Genomic DNA, 16,815 nt, shown 5'->3' with positions numbered 1-16,815 from the left:
CGGGTTTCCTTTGGATCTGGTGTGGGAGTTTGTTCTGTTTGGGTGTTTTGGGCCTTTTTTTGTTTTCTTTTGTGATCTCGAAGCAGTCCCGGGAGAAGTGGCGGGGCGGCCACTGCGTGGCCGCCCCGCGACGATGCACCGCCCCTGTTCGCCTCGATCCTTAGGGCGGTCAGTCCGCTCCGGCCCGCCGCCTCCGAGTGGCCTATCACGCAGGTGAGCTGGCCCTCCTCACCGGCAACGAAGCCAGCGGTGAACGACGTGAGTTCAGTGACGCAGCGGCATTCGTGAACACCACCCTCGCGCACCTGCTGGGCAGGTGGTGTCGGTCGCGCCGAGGTCTTCCCCGCCGACGCGGGGGTGGTCCGCGTTCCTCCGCTCTGCGTGATAGCGGTCAGCCGTCTTCCCCGCCGACGCAGGGGTGGTCCGGCCAGTCGGTTCGGAGACGCAGAACTCCGGGCGTCTTCCCCGCCGACGCGGGGGTGGTCCGCGGGCTGACGCAATCGAGCATTGGCGCGGCGCGCCTTCCCCGCCGATGTGCTCCCCGCCGACGTAAGGGTGATCTGCCGTCGGGCTCGGCGCCTTCTAACGACGCCGAAGTGCTTCCCGCCACGGGGGTTATCCGTCGCTGGACGGCGTCGCGAAGAAGATGGCCGAATGCTCCCTGCCACCGCGGGGGTGATCCATCCTGGAAGTTCGTGCCCCCCAGCACCTGAGCGTGGTCCCCGCCGCCGCGGAGGATCCCGCGTTCGAGTTCGTGATTCGCCCCAGTGGCGCGTGCTCCCCACTGTCGTGGGGGTGAACCTCGTCAATGACGAGGATCCGTCAGGGCAGTGCGTGCTTCCCGCCTACGCGAGGGTGATTCGCCCTCCCGCATGGAGGCCCGCTGTCGCAGAGGGTCGCGGGGCTCCCCGCCGACGCGCGGGTGAGAACCGATGGGCCTGGCACCGAGCACCGCCCCCCCGTGCTCGCGCCGCCGCACGGCACCGTACGAACAGGCTGCGGCTCCTGCTCGTCTTATGGTTGGCGCCGTTCTTCCGGGCCGCCTCCCTCGTGGCCCGGAGCGCCACCTGGGCCAGGTCGACACCGGACGTCTCGCCGCTGCTCATGCCTGCCCCCACGTGGTGTAGCCGAGGTCCAGGTGCCCGAGGCCAGACAGCCGCTGTACCTGGGCGACGAACCCCCGTGTGAACAGGCGCTGCGCGGACGGTTCGCCGTACCGGTCGATGTGGTCGAACACCAGTTGGTGATTTGCGGCGGCGCGGTTGCGCCAGTCCAGGACCTGCTCCCGGGTGAGCTCCTCGAGGACCAGCTCTGGGTCGTCGACACCGGCGAACTCCTGCTCCGAGGTGGGAACGACGACGGAGACCGGGCGCGGAGCGGGCAGTACGACCGGTGCCATCGGAGCGGCAGGGATGTCGAAGGCCGGCTGTACGGCCGCGGCTTCGGCGCGGTGGGCCTTGGCGGCGGCCTGCTGCTCGCGTACCTGTGCCCACCGGTGCTCGCGAATCCACGCCTGGACGGTCACGTCCTGATGCAGCTGCCGCTCGGTCGCCGCGCGGCGCTCGGTTTCGGAGGCGTGCGGCATCTCCGCGTCGACGGCGGCAGCGACCGCACGGCGCTGGTCACGGCGGTCGGCGTGCTGCTCCTCGCAGCGTGGGCAGCCCCGCCCGGAGTCGAGCAGCACCCGGTCGTCGCACCGGACGTCGCCGCACCGCTGACGCTGAGGCAGAGCCAGACCGATCAGCCAGCCCACGGGGTCCTTGATGGGCCCGGCCAGCCGCATCTGGTCCTCCAGGCGCCGGGCGAGGCGGTCGGCGAGAACCTGCGGCGCGTCCGCGCGCCCGGCAAACCCGATCACCCTGGCCAGCTCGCCACGGACCGCAGCCTCCACCAGCTTCCGGGCGGCCGGACGCTCCAGGCGCGCCCACACCAGGTCGACCGGAGCCAGGACGGCCCGTAAATCCTCCGGGGGCAGAGGCACCTTCCCCGGCTGCTGCCTGCCCTGGTCCGCACCATCCACGACCCGCACCGGAGCGCTGGCCACCGGCCCGCGGTCGCCCTTCGAGCCTTCGACGACCGGTGACTTCTCCTGCTGTTCCCCGCGGAGCGGGCCGCCGTTCTCGCGTACGCACGCGCGGCCCGGCAGACCGTGGTTCCCACCACGGCATTCGCCGGAAAAGCCACCAGAGAGCGCGAGAGAACCACCGCAAGTATCCACAGGAGCGTGGAGAGCGTGGTGCTGTGCAGTTGCGGCGAGATCGGCAGATCCGGCGATCCCGCCCTGCCCGGCACCCTCTATCCCAGTCGCCACAAGGGTCTCGTCGCCCTCGCCAGGCGCAAGATCACCGGATGCAGTACCAGCGAGATCTGAAAACACCGCCTTTACCCCCCGGCGGGCCTCCCGCACGGCCACGCCGTGGGCCTCAGCGACCGGCACCAGGCGCACCCGCGACCGGGCATACAGACCCGAGCCGGTCTCCTGGCGCACCACGTCCGCGACGCCGTGCTCCTGGAGCCGCTTGAGCACCTTCGCCCCGGCCGCCGCCGTGCAGCCCAGCAGCCGGGCCACCGTCGCCGCCGGACGCCCGCGCCCGGAGTCCACCGACCCAGGACACAGCTGCAACCAGCCCGCCGAACCCGCTGTCAGCACCATCAGCAGCAGCCCGAGCCGGTCCGTGGCAGCGCCCCGGCCCGTACGACCGGCAAGCAGCCCGGCCGGGACCGGGGCCTTGTCCTTCGGCGCCCACCCCGGACCGAACAGCACCTCGATCAGGCTGAGCAGCACCGCCAGCTCGGAGCGGGACAGCGCCAGGGCGTGCCGCCGGTCGCTGGCCTTCTGCGCCCGGTACATGGGGATCACCCAGCACTCCAGGCCCGTTGCGTGGCCGAAGCTGCTGGTCGCGACATTCGTGCCGAGGAATCCGGCAGCGCGCAGCTCGGGCAGTACGGTGTGCGCGACCGTCGACTGCGATACCCCCAGCCACCGACCGAGCTCCGCAGCCCAGATCGACGCCCGGTAGTCGTCGCGGACTTTCGACTTCGCCGTCAACACCACCGAGGCCAGCCGCGCACCGTCCGACGCCCCGGCAAGCGTCGGAGACGACACCAGCGCACGCACCGCGGCGAGCAGCCGGGCCCGCATCCTCTTCGACAGTTGGAGCGGATTACCCAGCTCCAGCGGCACGACCGGTCTGGCCTGCGCTGGGACCGACCGCAGCCGACGGCGCGCTGCGCTGCCGGCGAACTCCGCGCGAAGGCGCGGGATCATGGCGGCCCGCGCCGCCACGGCGCTCACCGGCCCGCCCACAACTGCGAACAGAGATGATTCCGGCAGTCTGGACCAGGACTCCTGTGGACAAGGGACGCGCAGCAGCGAGCACCCCGAGAGCTTCCGGCAGAAGTAAGAGAATCTTGGATTCCATCCCGCACAGCGAACTCCGGGCCATCACGATGGTCGGCGCTGCCGCGCGCAGCACGACGGACGGTGGGATGTCCAGAAGGCGTGGCTTCCGGTCGGCAAATCTCCAAAAGCGGCAAATGGGGAGTAATCGCGTCCTCGGGTGTTCGCTTCTCGGCGAAACGGCGAGGGCGCAACTTTTCAAGGGACACCACATCGGGCACTATGAGGATCGACCGCCTATCCATATGGATGCTGAAGACGGCCCGCCACGCGGGACCGCTACCACGTTCATGTGGGTATGTGGACCGCCCTCTCCGTGAGGAGTGGGCGGCCGAACGAAGAGCAGCGGCGACCTCCAGTTCTTTGGGGATCTCGGCGGTGTGAATCGGACGGTGATGCTGCGGAGCCCCTGTGGTGGGGGCCCTGCGGTTCGGACCTGCTAAGGGCCCTCTGTGGCCTGGTTAGGGCCGGCCCCACTTGGTAGGTGGGGGTAGTGCGGTAGTGCATTGCGTAAACGGCTCGATGAGCCGAGCTCAGACCCGGGTGGTTCCGGGGACTGGGCGGGCCGACCTGGGTGGTAAATCCAGGCGGCTGACGGGCCGCGTGAGCGCCGACAGTGGGTGGTTAGTCCACTCCCAGGTGCGCGGCCGATGGCCTCAGGTCATCCCAACCCCCAAGAATTGGAGGCTGGCGTCATCATGCCCGAGTGCGGTACCGCACGGGTCATTGCTCATTTGGGGGCCCCTCGACTGTTGCGGCCGGGTGCTTCTCGGCCAGACGACGAAGGAGATGTGCGTACACATCGCGGTGGGGCTGGCGAGGCTCGGATTTGCCCGACTCCCAGTTCTTCACCGCTAGCTTCCTCACTCCAACCGCGTCGGCAACTTGAATCTGTGTCAGACCGGCTGCGAGGCGCAGCTGTTGCCGGATACGTGGGGAGGGAAGGGATAGGGCGCGGTCCACCAACTCGTCAACTCGACGTAGAGCATCCGTCATCAGTGAAACCCCCAACCCTAGTTAGCAATACCGTGAAACATACCCCACGGGGGCTCCCGTCGGTATCTCCGAGCGGTGTGTCTGGCGCAGAATTCAAATGGCGGCAGACGTGACGTCACCTGTGTCCACCGACGAGATGAGCATTGGGACAGCGCCTCGCACAACTGGCCCGGATGCTGCACACCTGGTCACCCTGGACGACGGCCGCACCGTCGACGTCGCCGCCTCGGTCGGCGCCGCGGCCCCGGCCTCGGTCGGCTCCCGCGACCTGACCATGCTGCAGAGGACCGCCGATGCCGGCCTCTACGACGGTAAGCACTCAGGCCGCGCGGCCTTCGCGACGGCTCAGCACGTCACCGTGCGGTCCATCAACGGCCGCCGGCCCGGACGTCCGGGCACCCGCGTGTGGTGGCGGGCTGCATAAGCACCGCGACCCGGCCCGAGGACGACCACGCCCTCGCCTACCCCGAGCCGCCGGCCTCTCCGCTCTGGCACCAGCACGGCACGAGGTCCCGGCCGCTCGCCTCGACGAGCAGCGGCGCAACTGTGAACTGCTGCTCCTCGCGCAGCACACCCCGACTCCGCTCCTCGCGCACCACCAAGTCTCGGGGTGAGGGGCGCTCATGACCTCTCGGACGCACCTCGCCAAAGACGTCTACGTCGACGCTATCCCGGCTCCTGGCACCCGCTGGGCACCGCGACGTTCGACCTGATCCACTCCCCCACCGACGCGGACCGGATTGCCCGACACCCCGGACGCCGTGTACGCCTGCACCACCGTCGACCCGCGCATCGCCCACGCCCTGCTGAACGAGGTCCAGCACGGCGACTTTCTGCGCGTCACCGGTGCGGTCGTCCAGCGCGGCGTCCCGACCGACGCGGCCTTGCTCACCATCGACGCCGTGGAGGTCTTCGAGGCTGCACCCGCCCCGGTTATTGGTAACTGCGGATAACAGAACCTGCGGAGTGTCGTCAGGTGAGCTTCGGCTTTACGGTCGGAGCCGCTGGCGAGCTGTGGCCGCGGGTTACCAACCGCCCCGATCAAATCCGATGGTACCGACAACCTCCGGCGACAAGACTGCACCGGTGAATACTCTGCCACCGCCGCTCGGCCCGCTCCTCCTGCCGGTACGAGACCCGCGCGCCCGCGATCTCGTTCTCGACTATGCAGAGACGCACGTTCTGGTTGCCGACCTGGTTCTGCCCGGCGGCGCGTCGATGTACGTCATGAGCGCGTTGGAAACTTCCCGCGAGCTCATTCGGCACTCCTACTACCGGTACGAGTTCGCCACCGTCACCGTCACGCATTCCCTGTTCGCCCTGAGCACGTCCTCGCTGAGTGGCGTGCGATGTTCGCCGCCGTGCGCTCCCCAATGCGGTGGATGCCCAGCATCGGCCAGGACGTCTCTGTGAGGGTCGGCCCGTTCGTCGAGCGCGCCCACCCCCGGCCCGGCGACGATCACGGCGCCGAGACGATCGCCGTCGCCCTTGTCCGCCACGACACTGGCAACGCTGCGGGTTACCTCCACGGCCGCCAGCTCGGCTACACCGACCGCGGCTGGCTGCGCTGCCAGACGACCGCGATCCTTGGAGCCTGGCGGCCGGCCTACGCAATGCTCACCCAGGCCGCGGTGAACCTGCCCCTCCCGGACGACGTCGGCATGGGTCGGGCCCACTACGGCGTCCACGTCGAAGCCCGCCGGGCTGACCGCAACGGCTACACGCTGTTGCGCAAGACTTTTCTGTTCCGGGAGGTTTTCGGGGTTCTGTTCGCCTGTCGTTTCCAATGAAAACGGGAGACGAATGACCGAGCTGCTGCGCGTGTGGTGCTCCGTCAACCCCGTTCAGTGCACAGGCGTTTCCACCGGAAGTGGTGACCACGGGCTTGGCAGGGGCTCGACCAGACTCGCCCCCCGCGCGAGGGAGCCAACGTTTCCATTGAAAACGGCTAGTCTCTGGCCGTACTTTCTGTCGTCCTGGAGAATCTATGGCTGCCAACCTTCCGAGGCCCAAGCGCACGAGCACCAAGCCCCCTGCGGCTCCATCCAATGAAGAGGCGTTCTACCGGGGCGGCAAGGACCGCAGCGGCGACACCGTCGAACTTCACCCCAAGGACCTCTGCCCCAACCCGTTCAACCGGCGGGCCATGTCGGGCGTGGAGGAGTTGGCGGCCACGATCGAGACAGTCGGCCTCCTCCAGAACATCGCCCACATCCCCGCCGACGTCTGGGTCGAGCACTACCCGGAGACAGCGGAGAAGATCACCGCCGGGAACGTCATCCTTTTCGGGGAGCACCGCTGGCGCGCCGTCCAATCGTTGGGCTGGGAGGTCATCCCCAGCGTCCTGATGGACGACAAGGTGACGGACGCCCGGCTCATCACCCTCATCGAAAACCTTCGCCGCGCACAGCTCAGCCCGCTGGAGGAGGCCGAGCACTACGAGGCCCTGCGAAGCAGCGGGCTGTCCTACGAGCAGATCGCGCAGAAAGTGGGGGAGACCGCCAAGGGGGCAATCTCTAAGGGCACCGTGTGGAAGCGCGTGCAGCTCCTCGCGCTGGAGCCGGAAGTCCAGGGGGCGCTCAAGGACGGCACGCTGGCTGTCAGCACCGCGGAGAAGTTCCAGAAGATGAGCGCCGAGAACCAGCGGGAGGCGGTGGCCCTGGTCCAGGGCGGCATGCGTCCGCTGGAGGTGCAGGCGCAGATCCTCGCGCGGCAGCGGCAGGCCGCAGCCGCGCCTGACGAGGAGCCGGCTGGAGGAGCGGGTGCCGTTTCCACTGGAAACGGCACAGCCCTCCAGCCGGGCGCCGTTTCCACTGGAAACGCTGCCCCCACGTCCCGGACGACGGCGAAAAGGGAGCAGCCCAAGCCGTCGGCCGACCAGTACGAGCAGGATCGCAGTACCGCAGCCGCAGCCCGGGATGCCGCCTGCCAGCTCCTCGTCGAGACCGTCGACGTCGGCGACGCCGCTGACAGCGAGCTCCTCCTCAAGGCCATGACCGGCGCCCTGCTCGCTCCGCAACAGCAGTCCGCCGCGCAGCAGCGTGCCCTGGTCTGGCTCCGCCGGGCTGAACGCCACAGCATCGACGACCAGAACGCTGGCTCGTACTTCACCGCCGTCCAGGACTCCGGTGACGGCGAACTCCAGCGGCTCGCCGCCTTTGCGAGCGCTCTCGCCGCTGCCGAGCTCCGCACTGCAGCCCGTCGGCACTCGTGGGGAACCCGCGAGGTCGGCTACCTCCGCCTGTTGCAGGACCACGCGCAGTACGTCCCGGAGACCACGTGGGAGAAGAAGGAACTGGGCTTGGACACCACAGGAGAGACTGAGTGACGCGCACCGTTGACCCCCGCTTCCGCCCCAGGGGGCGGCGCCACCCTAAGATCTACGCGTTCATCCTCGAATGCGGCGGGTCCACCAAGACCACCAGTGCCACCTCCATGGCGACCGAGGCAGCACTGCGCGGGTATTGGGGCACCATCTTCGACTTCGACGCCAACCGGTCCACGACCACGATCCTCGGCTACGACGAAGAGGCCATGAAGGGACGTAAGAGCGTCCTCGACCTCATCCACGGAACCGCGACCCTGGACGAGGTCGCGCTACCGGCGCGCTACCGCATCGGCGACGGGTACGACGACGACGCCTTCGCCTACATCCCCGGTCTGCGCGTCGTGCCCAGCTGCAAGGAGATGTCCACCGCGGACACCGCCATCGCCGAGGACGCTGACCGGCAGGACTGGTTCGCCGAGATCCTGCTCGGCTACGACGGCGACGAGGACGACGTCTTCTGGCTCGACTTCCCGGCCAGCTACGGAAAGATGGTCTACTCCGTGATCCGAATGCTCGACGAGGACGACTCCGTCATTCCGTCGGTCCGCGCCGATCCGAAGGACGTCAAGCTGCTGGTCCCGCTGTTCGAGGAACTTGACCGTGTCCGGGAGAAGAACCGCCTCCGGCGCTCGGTCCCCGGCCGCCCGACGGTCAACCATCTGATCCTCACCGGAACTCCCACCGCCAGCTACACCGAAGCATCAGCCAGGAAGGCCACGGCACTCGCCGAATCCCTGTACGGCGACATCCTCACGCCCTACGTCCGGTACTCCGCCGACGCCAAGAAGCTCTACGACGACTGCTGCCCCCTGCCCATCCTCCTGCCCAACTCGGTACCGGCAGTCGACTACCGGAAACTGATGACCAGCATCGGATTCCCCGACCGCACCTAACCGCCGTTTCCAATGGAAACGGCACGCGGGGCCCGACCATCCTCTGTGCGGCCGGGCGCTTCCGCTGTCCACCGATCAACGCCCTGCGTCGATGCCCCTCCAGCCGTGCCCCGGCCCGCGACGCCGTGCCCGTGATGACCTGGCGGTGGCGACCGGAGGGCATGGCAGGCAAGCGCGTAGCGTCGTACAGCGAGAAGGGCGGGGTGGGGAAAAGCGCGTTGGCCGCAGGCATGGCAGCGACTGCTCGCTACCGCGCTCTCGCCGGCGAGATCGGGACCGTCTACGCGGCGGACCTGGACCCCCGCGGCACCTTCACCTCTGAACTCGGCCTTGACCCAGAGGCGCTGCCCTGCAGCCTTAACGACCTTCTGGCCAATGACCCCAAGGGTGAAAAGGGCCTGGGCGCCGACGTCCTGCTGGAGGCCTCAGGGGCCTGGTCGGGTATTCAAGTCCTGGCCGCCGAACGCGCCCTGGCGCACCGGGAGACGGACCAGTCCACCGGTATCGAGTTCCGTCTGCGGAACGGCCTCGACGGCGTCGTGGGGGACAAGGATCTCGCGGTGATAGACCTTCCGCCCCGAGCCGGCGGCAAGCTGGTCGTCGCGGGACTCGCTGCGGCCACCCACGTCGTCATCCCCGCGACGCTCGACGAAGACGGCCGTATCGGTGCCCGGGAGGCGCTCGACACGATCCGCCAGGTCCAGGAGACCTACAACCCCGGCCTCAGGTTGTAGGGATCGTGCCCAGTATCGTGCCCGGCGGCAAGAGCACCCTCGGCGACGCGATCGGCAAGTTCCTCGCTGACACCTACGGACCGCTCTACCGCGACGACCTCGCCATCCCCCGCTACTCGGTCCGCCAGCAGACGCGTTTCGCCAAGGTGCCGATCACCACCCAGACAGGCAAAGAGGCGAACGCGCTCATGACCGCCTACGACAGCATTCTCACGGCTGCGGGGGTGGCCAAGTGAGCCGGAAAAACCTTGTGGCCCAAGGGCTCGAAAATCTGCAGGCGGAAACGGCCCAGCGGGTGAGCCGAGTTCCCCGCGCAGCCGACGCCAACCGGGACCCGGCACTGCCCCAGCAGTTCAAGCCAGGTGAAGTCCCCGCCCCCGCCCCCGCCCTGGAGCCGCCGCCCTTTGAGGTGGCCACCCTGGATGGGATGGACGAGGACAAGCAGGTCGAGACCCTTGAGGCGGCCTACTGGGACGCCGACGGAGCTGAGGTCCGCAGCTTCCAGCTCGCCAAGATGCGGGGCAGCGTCCTCAAAGGCGAACTCCTCCAACTGCTGATCGACCGGCGCGCCAACGAGCACCGTGGCCTGACCGTCGGGGACTATGCGGAGTCGCTGGGGGTCAAACGGCAGTATGTCTACGACCTGATCAACTCGGCCCGGGACATCCGCGTGCTGGCCCCGCTGATCGAGCAGACCTCGACTCCCGTCGTAGCCTCGCAGGCCTCCGTACTCGCCCCCATCTACAGGAACGACCCTGAGGCGGCCGCACTCGTCCTCCAGAGCGCGAAAGACAGCGGCAAGCTGTCCGCCGCGTCCCTGACCGAGGCAGCTCGCGACCTCGGACTGCTACTCCGCGAGGGGAACGCAGCGGTTCCGAAGCCCGGGCCGCCCAAGCCCGCCACGCTCGCGGGCGCGGCGGGGCTGCTGGCCTTCGCCGATGCGTACAAGGTCCTCGCGCCGCGACGGATCGAGCAGCTGGTCCGGGAGGACCCGGCCGCAGTTCTCAAACAGGTAGAAGCCATCGAGGCGGAGATCGCGAAGGTCAAGCGGCGCGCTGAAGCCGCCAAGAGGGCTGCTCGCCAGGCCATCGGGACCGAGGGCTAGCCCGGACCGGCAGCGCAGAAGACCCCCGCACGCGAGGTGCGGGGGTCTTCTGCCGTCGGAGCCCGTGGCGGCCGGCCTTCGGCGTGCCAGGCGCTCCTGCCGACTTCCAGGTGGGGCGTCAGGAGTTGTGTGTCCCGAGGGAAAGCATCGAGCCCTCTGTTTCCGCTGTTCAGGCCCGGCTGTCAGACCCTCCCCGTAGCGTTGTGGGTCCTACTCGTGGCGGCTGCGGGGAGTACCAATGGACGACGACCTTCAGATCGACAGTGACGAAGACCTTTTACGTAACCCCGTCTTCTACGAACTGGCTGGCTGCAACCTTGACCTGGACCGCGCCGACCTCGGGGTCCCGCAGGGTCAAGGCCTCCTGACCGTGCTCCTGCGCATGCGCGGACGGGTTCCCGTGGAGAAGCGCGGGCTCATCTGCCCCGACTGCCGGGATCTCCGGAGTCGGCGTGTCCCCATGTACCTCGTCCAGCGTGAGGGCGTGTTGTTTGCCTCCCACTATCGGAAACCCGGCGAGAAGCCCATCAGTCACGAATCCGACGAGCACCTCGCCCGCAAGGAACGCGTCGCCAAGGACTCCGAAGATCACGGCTTCCACGCGGATATCGAGTCGCCGGCCGCCGACGGGCACGCGCGCCTTGATGTACGTATCAACGGCGCCAACGGCATTGTCCTGGGCTACGAGCCTCAGCTAAGCCCCGCGCGCGGAATCCGTGCACGGGAGGGGTTCCGGCGCCGCGACGGCATCCGGTCGGTCTGGGACTTCGCGGACCCCGACCACGCAGCTATCGGCACCGTCCCCTACGTCCGCACGCCCAACCTGCCGGCCTCCGTCATTCGTGTGCAAAAGAACCCCATCGCGGTCCAGGACGGCAACTACGTCCTGGAAGAGGGCAAGTGCAGCCCCGACGGCGCGCTCACCCGATGCCCTGAGAAGCCCTATGACCCCGAGAACCCCACCGACTCCGGGTACTGCGGGGGCTGGCACCGCGTCCTCGTGCCCGCCCATCAAGCGAGCACCTACACAGGGGAAGACGCCCTGACCCTCACCCAGTTCATCGTGGAAGCTGCAGCCGGTGAACGGATCCCGTTCCAGCGCGGCGGCCACCACGGATGGCTTCCCGCACAGCAGTGGCAGCAGTACCTCGAGGCGAACGGACCCGCCCTGGACGACCAGGAGCGCCGGCCATCCGTACGACAGGGGGACCGGCGCGACAGCTGCACCGAGGACCGTCCGGCTTCGGAGGTGCGGGCTGAACCGAAGCAGCGACGCGGCGGCCGCGCGATGATCCTCGAGTCCCGCCCCCGGGAAACCGAGGCCGTCAGGGTTCCAGTTGACGCATCGGGCCGAGCGATCCCGCTCTGCCGCTTCGGCTGCGGTCAGCCCGCAAGCCTCCCCGGACCCGAAGGGCTGCCCGAGCACTTCTCGTGTCGAAGGAAGAATGAGGCGTGACCCACCGGCCCCTGCTCGGACGGGTACACCGGCAGAGGCGCTCCCGCGCAAGCAACCGACTGGCCATGCAGGATGTCGGCGGCCGGGGAACTACGCGGGCCGGAGGAATCACCGATGCGGATCCCTCCCGCCCTCCTGGCACCAGGTAGAACCCTGGAGACCCCCACACGAACCACGAGTAGGGGTCTCAGCTGTCCGGCTGCGGAGTTGATCGCGTCGGTCGGCTTGAGGGTGTCGAGGATCAAGGGCGCGCGGCGCCTGCGGGTGAGCGGGGAGTCTCGGCGAGGGCGTGGCTGATGGCGGTCTCGGTGGTGTCGGTGAGGCTGATGTCGTACGTCCGGGCCATCTGCTGAACACGGGCCACGGTCCGGCGGATGGCCGCCTGGTCGCCGGCGGCGCCTTCGATGTGGAGGAGGTCCTGATAGAGGACCTCTGAGGTCCCTTCCACGGCGAGACCTTGCTGGACGGTACGGCGGGCGGCGTCCAGATCGGGGGTGGGGCCGTCGGCGTGCCAGCGGGCGAGCGTGTGGGCGATGTCGGTGATCCTCGACAGCATCACCTGCGTGTCGGGCTCGGCCCAGGGCAGGGTGCGTCCTTCGAAAGGCCGGCCGCGCACGAGCGCGAGCGCGGCCTCTAGGTCGGCGGTCCCCGCTCCCGGCCCGGCGGCAAGCCCCCGCGACGCGAGCTTCTTGAACTCGCGCCAGTCCGAGGTGATGGAGGCGTCCAGGGTGTACCCGGCGCCGTTCTTCGGCCGCGGCAGAAGCGGCCGCCCGTCACTGGTGAGCCCCAGCGCGGAGCGCAGCTCGGACAGACGCGAATGCATGGTGCGGGCGGACCACGGCATGACCGGATCCATGGCCTGGCACAGGTACTCGATGCCGCGCCCGGGCCGCAGGCACAGCAGCGCGGCGATGGCCGCGGTGCGGGGACTGTGGGAGGTGGTCGCGGTACCGGTGATCTGCACCGGCCCCAGGACGTCGATGCGGACCCCTGGCTCCTCAGTGGCAGGCTGCTCAAGCACGGAAGGCGCGTGCTCCGGCGCGGCGGCGGCTGCCTGTGACGCAGTACCTGGACCGCTTTCCGCCCCGGCCTGTGGCGCCTCCTGATGGCCCTCGGCCTCTGCCTCCTGGTCTGTCCGAGGCAGTGACTGGGGGCCGGTGGCTGACTCGGCTGTGGCTCCGGCGAGGAGCGCGGGGAAGGGGTTGCCCGGGTCCTGCGCGTCGGCGGTGGTGGCGTGGACGGTCAGGGGATGCCCGGCCCCGGACGGGTGGTGGTGGCTTTCGGTGAATCCCCATGCCCCGGTGGCCGACTGTGCTTCCTGGGTGGAGATCTGCAGGGCGTGGAGGTACTGCTGGTATTGCTCGTCGGTGATCCGCTGCAAGGTGACCGGCCAACCGAGCAGCTCCAGCGTGGGCTCTACCCCGGTGGTGACGTCGAGGATTTCGGCGTTGGGGAAGGCGTGGCGGGCGGCGTCGCTGGCGGGCAGGACCACCGCCGTGGTCAGGGCGCGGGCGGCGGCCAGGGCGTCGGCAAGCTGCATCAGGTGTTCACCGTCGTGCTCGCCGGCGGCGATCAGCATCCAGGGCAGGGCCTGCTCACCGCTCTGGTGGGTTTCCAGGAGAAGTTCACCGAGGTCGGCGGCGACGGCCGGCAGGTGGGGCATCGTCCGCACGCGGCCCTGGGGAAGGAGCTGCGCCAGCCGGCTCCCGAGGCCCGCGGTGAGGATTTCGCTGTAGCCGCCCCACCCGCATGTCCCCAGCTCCAGTGCCAGAGCCCGGCCGACTTCGAGGACGTCGTCGGGGGTGCCGTCCAGGAGCAGGACACCACAGGTCGACAGGTCCGCCATCAGCAGACCGTCCTCGTGAGCGCCCAGGGTCACCAAGTGGGGGTAGGGCGCCACCACATCCTGCAACTCCTCAGCGTCGGGAAGAGCGGCGGCCGGGTCCAGGACCCACGTCCGGGCATCCTCCCCAGCGGTGAACGGCAGCAGCGGCGTGCCGGCCGCCTCCTCCAGCAGCAGTTGCAACACCCGCCCGCTCAGCAGCGCCCCACGCAGTACGGGCAAGGACTGGCCGGCGGTGTCGGCGTGCTGGGCCATGGTGCGCAGCACCCGGTCCAGGAGGGCGACGCCGTCCGGCTCGGCGGCCGCGCCCAGGACTTGTTCCACGGTTGTGGGGTCGGTGTCCTGGGCGATGGTCTGTCCGGCTCGGCGCTGACGCTGCTGGAGGATCCGGCGGACGCCGAGGGCTCCGGCGAGGGACGCGGCGAGCAGGGTGCCCAGCCCTGCGACCAGCGCCCAGTTGATCCCGGACGTGCTGTGTGAAGTGGCCTTGGCGGGAGTGTTGGCGGCCGGGGCAGTGGGCGCGGGGGTGTTCTGCTGCGGTACCTGAGCTGCAGAGGCCGCAGCGGAGGGTGTGGGCACCGGCGTTGCGGGAGGGGTCGTGGACGGAGCCGGAGCGGCGGGTGAGGGTGCGCCCGCTGGCGGCGTGGGAGGTGTCGTCTGCTGTGGGGGAGCGGGTGCCGGATCCTTCTCTGCGGGCGGTGGGACGGGGGTGGTGTGCGGGGTCTGGGGGAGGGTGAGTTGCTGTCCGGGGCGGATGAGGTCGGGGTCGGTGAATCTGCCGCCGTCGGGCAGGGCCCGGCCCTGGTTCAGGTCGTAGATCTCCTGGTAGCGGTCCGCGTCGCCCAGCGCGGCCTCGGCAATGCCGGTGAGGCTGTCGCCCTGCTGGACGGTGTACGTCACGGCTGCCGACGCGTGCGGGGTGCTGCCGGCTTCGGCATCCGGTCGGGCGTCGGCGGGCAGACGCAGGATCCACCCGGGCTGGATCGGCTGGTCCGCGTCGAAGGTGGTGCCGTCCGTCATGGTGCGGCCGGCGTTGAGGGCGGCGATGTCGCCCCACCGCTCGCCGTCGCCGAGGCGTTGCGCGGCGATGGACCACAGGCTCTCGGCCGGGCGGGCGTCCCGCACCGTGTGCGTGGTAGCCGTGACGGCGGTATCCGCTGCTGCACTGCTGCTCTGGGCCGCCGCATTCTGGGAGGGGCCCGGGATGGGGGAGGCGCTCATGCTGACCGACGCAGGACCGGCCGCGGTGGCGGGGGCCGCGAGGGCAGTCCCGGCGGGCAGGGCGAGCATGACTGCCCCGACGAGCGCGGCGGCGGCCCGCTGTCCGACCAGGCCCCGGATTTGAGGAGCGGCGCGGCCGCGCAGCTGCGCGGGAATCTCCAGGAGTGCCGCGACCGCGAAGCACGCCCACCCGGCCCACCCGGCGACCGCGAGGGCCAGGAGGAAGACCTGCCCTGAATCCTGGGTGGAGAACAGCTGTGAGAGGGCGGCCAGCCCGGGTGGGCCGACGATGGAGGTGGCCCACCACAGCAGGGCGGGGAGGCCGGCCAGCACAGCGGCCAGCACGGTCAGGGCCAGCAGGCCGCGCAGGAGTGTGCCCGCGGTCTGGGCCCGCCGCTGCCGAGGGGCGGAGGGGTTGGTGGTGGGGTGCGGCATCGGCCGGTCCTTCGCGGTGAGCGGGGTTACTGGGGCTGGGTGGTGCCGTAGAGGAGGCGGGCGGAGCCGTGTCCGGTGACGTCCATGGAGCCGATGCCGACGATGCCCAGGAACTTGGTGGTGTAGCTGCCGTGGACGGTGATGGTCAGTTGGGTGCCGTCGCCGGAAACGGTCGCGCTGCCGCGCGCGCTGGCGCGGCTCAGGTAGGCCTGGGCGGCGGCCTGTGCGGCTGCGGGGTCGGCGCGGACGGGGGCACCGGTGATGGCGGCCGCGGGGTCGATGGCCTGCCCGGCCGCGCGGGCGGCCTCCATCGCGGTGGCGTCGGCGCGTTCGGTGGAGCGGAGTTTGCCGCCGCCGTCGATGGCCAGCCCGATGATGCCCAGCAGTGCGATGGTCACGATTGCTGTGTAGACGGCGATCCCGCCCCGGTCCTGACCCAGGCGGCCCTGCCACCAGGTGCGCAGGTGCTGCACGCTCATCCCTCCCTCGACCTGTACGCGTCTACGACGGACGTGAACCGGCTGGTCATGGTCTTGGACCCAGGCGCCCCCGGAAGCAGGAGGTCGCCCATGGTGACGGTGCAGGAGATCGTGACGGTGACGGTGCCGACCTGCCCGACCGGGACGGCGAGTCCGGAGGTGTCCACGCTCGTGCTCATTGAGGCGCAGTGGATGCCCTGGTCGTCCAGTGAGCGGGCGGCCGCGGCCGACGCTTCGGCCTGCGCACCGCCGTAGGTACGGGAGATGGAGGCCGCGCGGGCGGCGTCCTCGGCGGCCGCATCGATCTTCGACCCGGAGGTGACGATCCGCCCGCCCGCGATGGCCAGACACAGCAGGACCAGGAGCAGCGGGGTGACGATTGCGGCCGCGATCGTCTCGCTGCCCCGGTCACCGCCCACACTTCCGCGCCCGGCCCAGCGCGTCAGACGTCTGCTGTTCACGGGGTGGTCCACCGTTCTCTTGGCGCGCTGGCCGACTGCGACACGCTCAGCCCGGACACCCCGGGAATCAGAGAGGGCGCGCTGCCGGTGACGGTGACCCGTACCTCGGTCGAGGAACCCCCGGAGGTGACGGCGCTATTGGCGAGGGTGTCGCCTGCGATTCGTTGCAGGGTCTCGCGGGCGCGGGCGCTGCCCGCGCTGTCGGGGGCTTGGTAGACGCGGGCGGCGGCGACGCCCTCGCGGGCGGCGGTCAGGGCGATGTTGCGGGCGTGGACCCACATCGCGGCCTGGACCACCGCCACGGTCACCAGGATGACGAAGGGAAAGATGATGGCCATCTGCAGGGACGCCTCACCCCGGTCCCCGCCGCACCGTCGGCGCAGCGCCGCGAGCACCCTGGTGCAGGGCCGCTCCCCTCGTGATGACATCCGTCCCCCTTCCGTCCTGCTGTGTGTGGTCAGGAC

Annotated in this window: 15 protein-coding genes; 9 read left to right on the top strand and 6 right to left on the bottom strand. The window is 69.7% G+C overall.

Annotated features, from left to right (window positions below):
- Window positions 1-1,102 precede the first annotated feature (1,102 nt).
- Both AC0693_RS34480 and AC0693_RS34475 read right to left on the bottom strand, forming a co-directional pair.
- Window positions 1,103-3,184 carry a hypothetical protein gene (locus tag AC0693_RS34480; protein ID WP_478803989.1) on the bottom strand — a complete coding sequence of 694 codons (2,082 nt, stop codon included), beginning with the start codon at window positions 3,182-3,184 and terminating at the stop codon, window positions 1,103-1,105.
- Between the two features lie 939 nt (window positions 3,185-4,123).
- Window positions 4,124-4,396, bottom strand: a complete 273-nt coding sequence (locus AC0693_RS34475; RefSeq protein WP_478803988.1) for a helix-turn-helix domain-containing protein — start codon at window positions 4,394-4,396, stop codon at window positions 4,124-4,126.
- Between the two features lie 136 nt (window positions 4,397-4,532).
- Between AC0693_RS34475 and AC0693_RS34470 the strand changes: the two genes are divergently transcribed.
- From AC0693_RS34470 to AC0693_RS34430, 9 genes are all read left to right on the top strand, one after another.
- Window positions 4,533-4,820 carry a hypothetical protein gene (locus AC0693_RS34470; protein ID WP_478803987.1) on the top strand — a complete coding sequence of 96 codons (288 nt, stop codon included), beginning with the start codon at window positions 4,533-4,535 and terminating at the stop codon, window positions 4,818-4,820.
- Window positions 4,821-5,136: 316 nt separating this feature from the next.
- The gene (locus AC0693_RS34465; RefSeq protein ID WP_478803986.1) at window positions 5,137-5,349 is read left to right on the top strand and encodes a hypothetical protein; all 213 of its coding nucleotides are present in this window, start codon (window positions 5,137-5,139) and stop codon (window positions 5,347-5,349) included.
- Window positions 5,350-5,778: 429 nt separating this feature from the next.
- Window positions 5,779-6,186, top strand: a complete 408-nt coding sequence (locus AC0693_RS34460) for a hypothetical protein (protein ID WP_478803985.1) — start codon at window positions 5,779-5,781, stop codon at window positions 6,184-6,186.
- Window positions 6,187-6,383: 197 nt separating this feature from the next.
- Window positions 6,384-7,724, top strand: coding sequence for a ParB/RepB/Spo0J family partition protein (locus tag AC0693_RS34455; protein ID WP_478803984.1), 1,341 nt, complete (start codon window positions 6,384-6,386; stop codon window positions 7,722-7,724).
- Complete coding sequence (locus AC0693_RS34450) at window positions 7,721-8,617, top strand: ParA family protein (protein ID WP_478803983.1); 897 nt, start codon at window positions 7,721-7,723, stop codon at window positions 8,615-8,617. Before AC0693_RS34455 ends, AC0693_RS34450 begins: the two co-directional genes overlap by 4 nt.
- Before the next feature lie 161 nt (window positions 8,618-8,778).
- On the top strand, window positions 8,779-9,351 hold the full coding sequence (locus tag AC0693_RS34445) for a ParA family protein (protein WP_478803982.1): 573 nt from the start codon (window positions 8,779-8,781) through the stop codon (window positions 9,349-9,351).
- Between the two features lie 5 nt (window positions 9,352-9,356).
- The gene (locus AC0693_RS34440; protein WP_478803981.1) at window positions 9,357-9,587 is read left to right on the top strand and encodes a hypothetical protein; all 231 of its coding nucleotides are present in this window, start codon (window positions 9,357-9,359) and stop codon (window positions 9,585-9,587) included.
- Window positions 9,588-9,646: 59 nt separating this feature from the next.
- A complete protein-coding gene (locus AC0693_RS34435) occupies window positions 9,647-10,456 on the top strand; it encodes a hypothetical protein (RefSeq protein WP_478803980.1) in 810 nt (269 codons plus the stop codon).
- 238 nt (window positions 10,457-10,694) lie between these two features.
- On the top strand, window positions 10,695-11,912 hold the full coding sequence (locus AC0693_RS34430) for a hypothetical protein (protein WP_478803979.1): 1,218 nt from the start codon (window positions 10,695-10,697) through the stop codon (window positions 11,910-11,912).
- A 241-nt stretch (window positions 11,913-12,153) separates the two neighbouring features.
- Here AC0693_RS34430 and AC0693_RS34425 read toward each other — a convergent pair whose 3' ends face one another.
- From AC0693_RS34425 to AC0693_RS34410, 4 genes are read right to left on the bottom strand one after another with little or no spacing between them, the layout of a single operon-like run.
- Window positions 12,154-15,411, bottom strand: a complete 3,258-nt coding sequence (locus AC0693_RS34425; protein WP_478803978.1) for a LysM peptidoglycan-binding domain-containing protein — start codon at window positions 15,409-15,411, stop codon at window positions 12,154-12,156.
- Window positions 15,412-15,437: 26 nt separating this feature from the next.
- Complete coding sequence (locus tag AC0693_RS34420) at window positions 15,438-15,890, bottom strand: pilus assembly protein TadG-related protein (RefSeq protein ID WP_478803977.1); 453 nt, start codon at window positions 15,888-15,890, stop codon at window positions 15,438-15,440.
- Window positions 15,887-16,351 (bottom strand): TadE/TadG family type IV pilus assembly protein, encoded by a 465-nt coding sequence (locus tag AC0693_RS34415; RefSeq protein ID WP_478803976.1) that lies wholly within the window; start codon window positions 16,349-16,351, stop codon window positions 15,887-15,889. The genes AC0693_RS34420 and AC0693_RS34415 overlap by 4 nt, the downstream gene beginning before the upstream one ends.
- Window positions 16,348-16,779 carry a TadE/TadG family type IV pilus assembly protein gene (locus AC0693_RS34410; protein WP_478803975.1) on the bottom strand — a complete coding sequence of 144 codons (432 nt, stop codon included), beginning with the start codon at window positions 16,777-16,779 and terminating at the stop codon, window positions 16,348-16,350. Before AC0693_RS34410 ends, AC0693_RS34415 begins: the two co-directional genes overlap by 4 nt.
- Window positions 16,780-16,815: the final 36 nt, after the last annotated feature.

The organism is Streptomyces sp. NPDC043876 (genome assembly GCF_056435825.1).
Note: the sequence above shows the minus strand (reverse complement) of the source record. Positions and strands in the feature narration are given on the sequence as shown.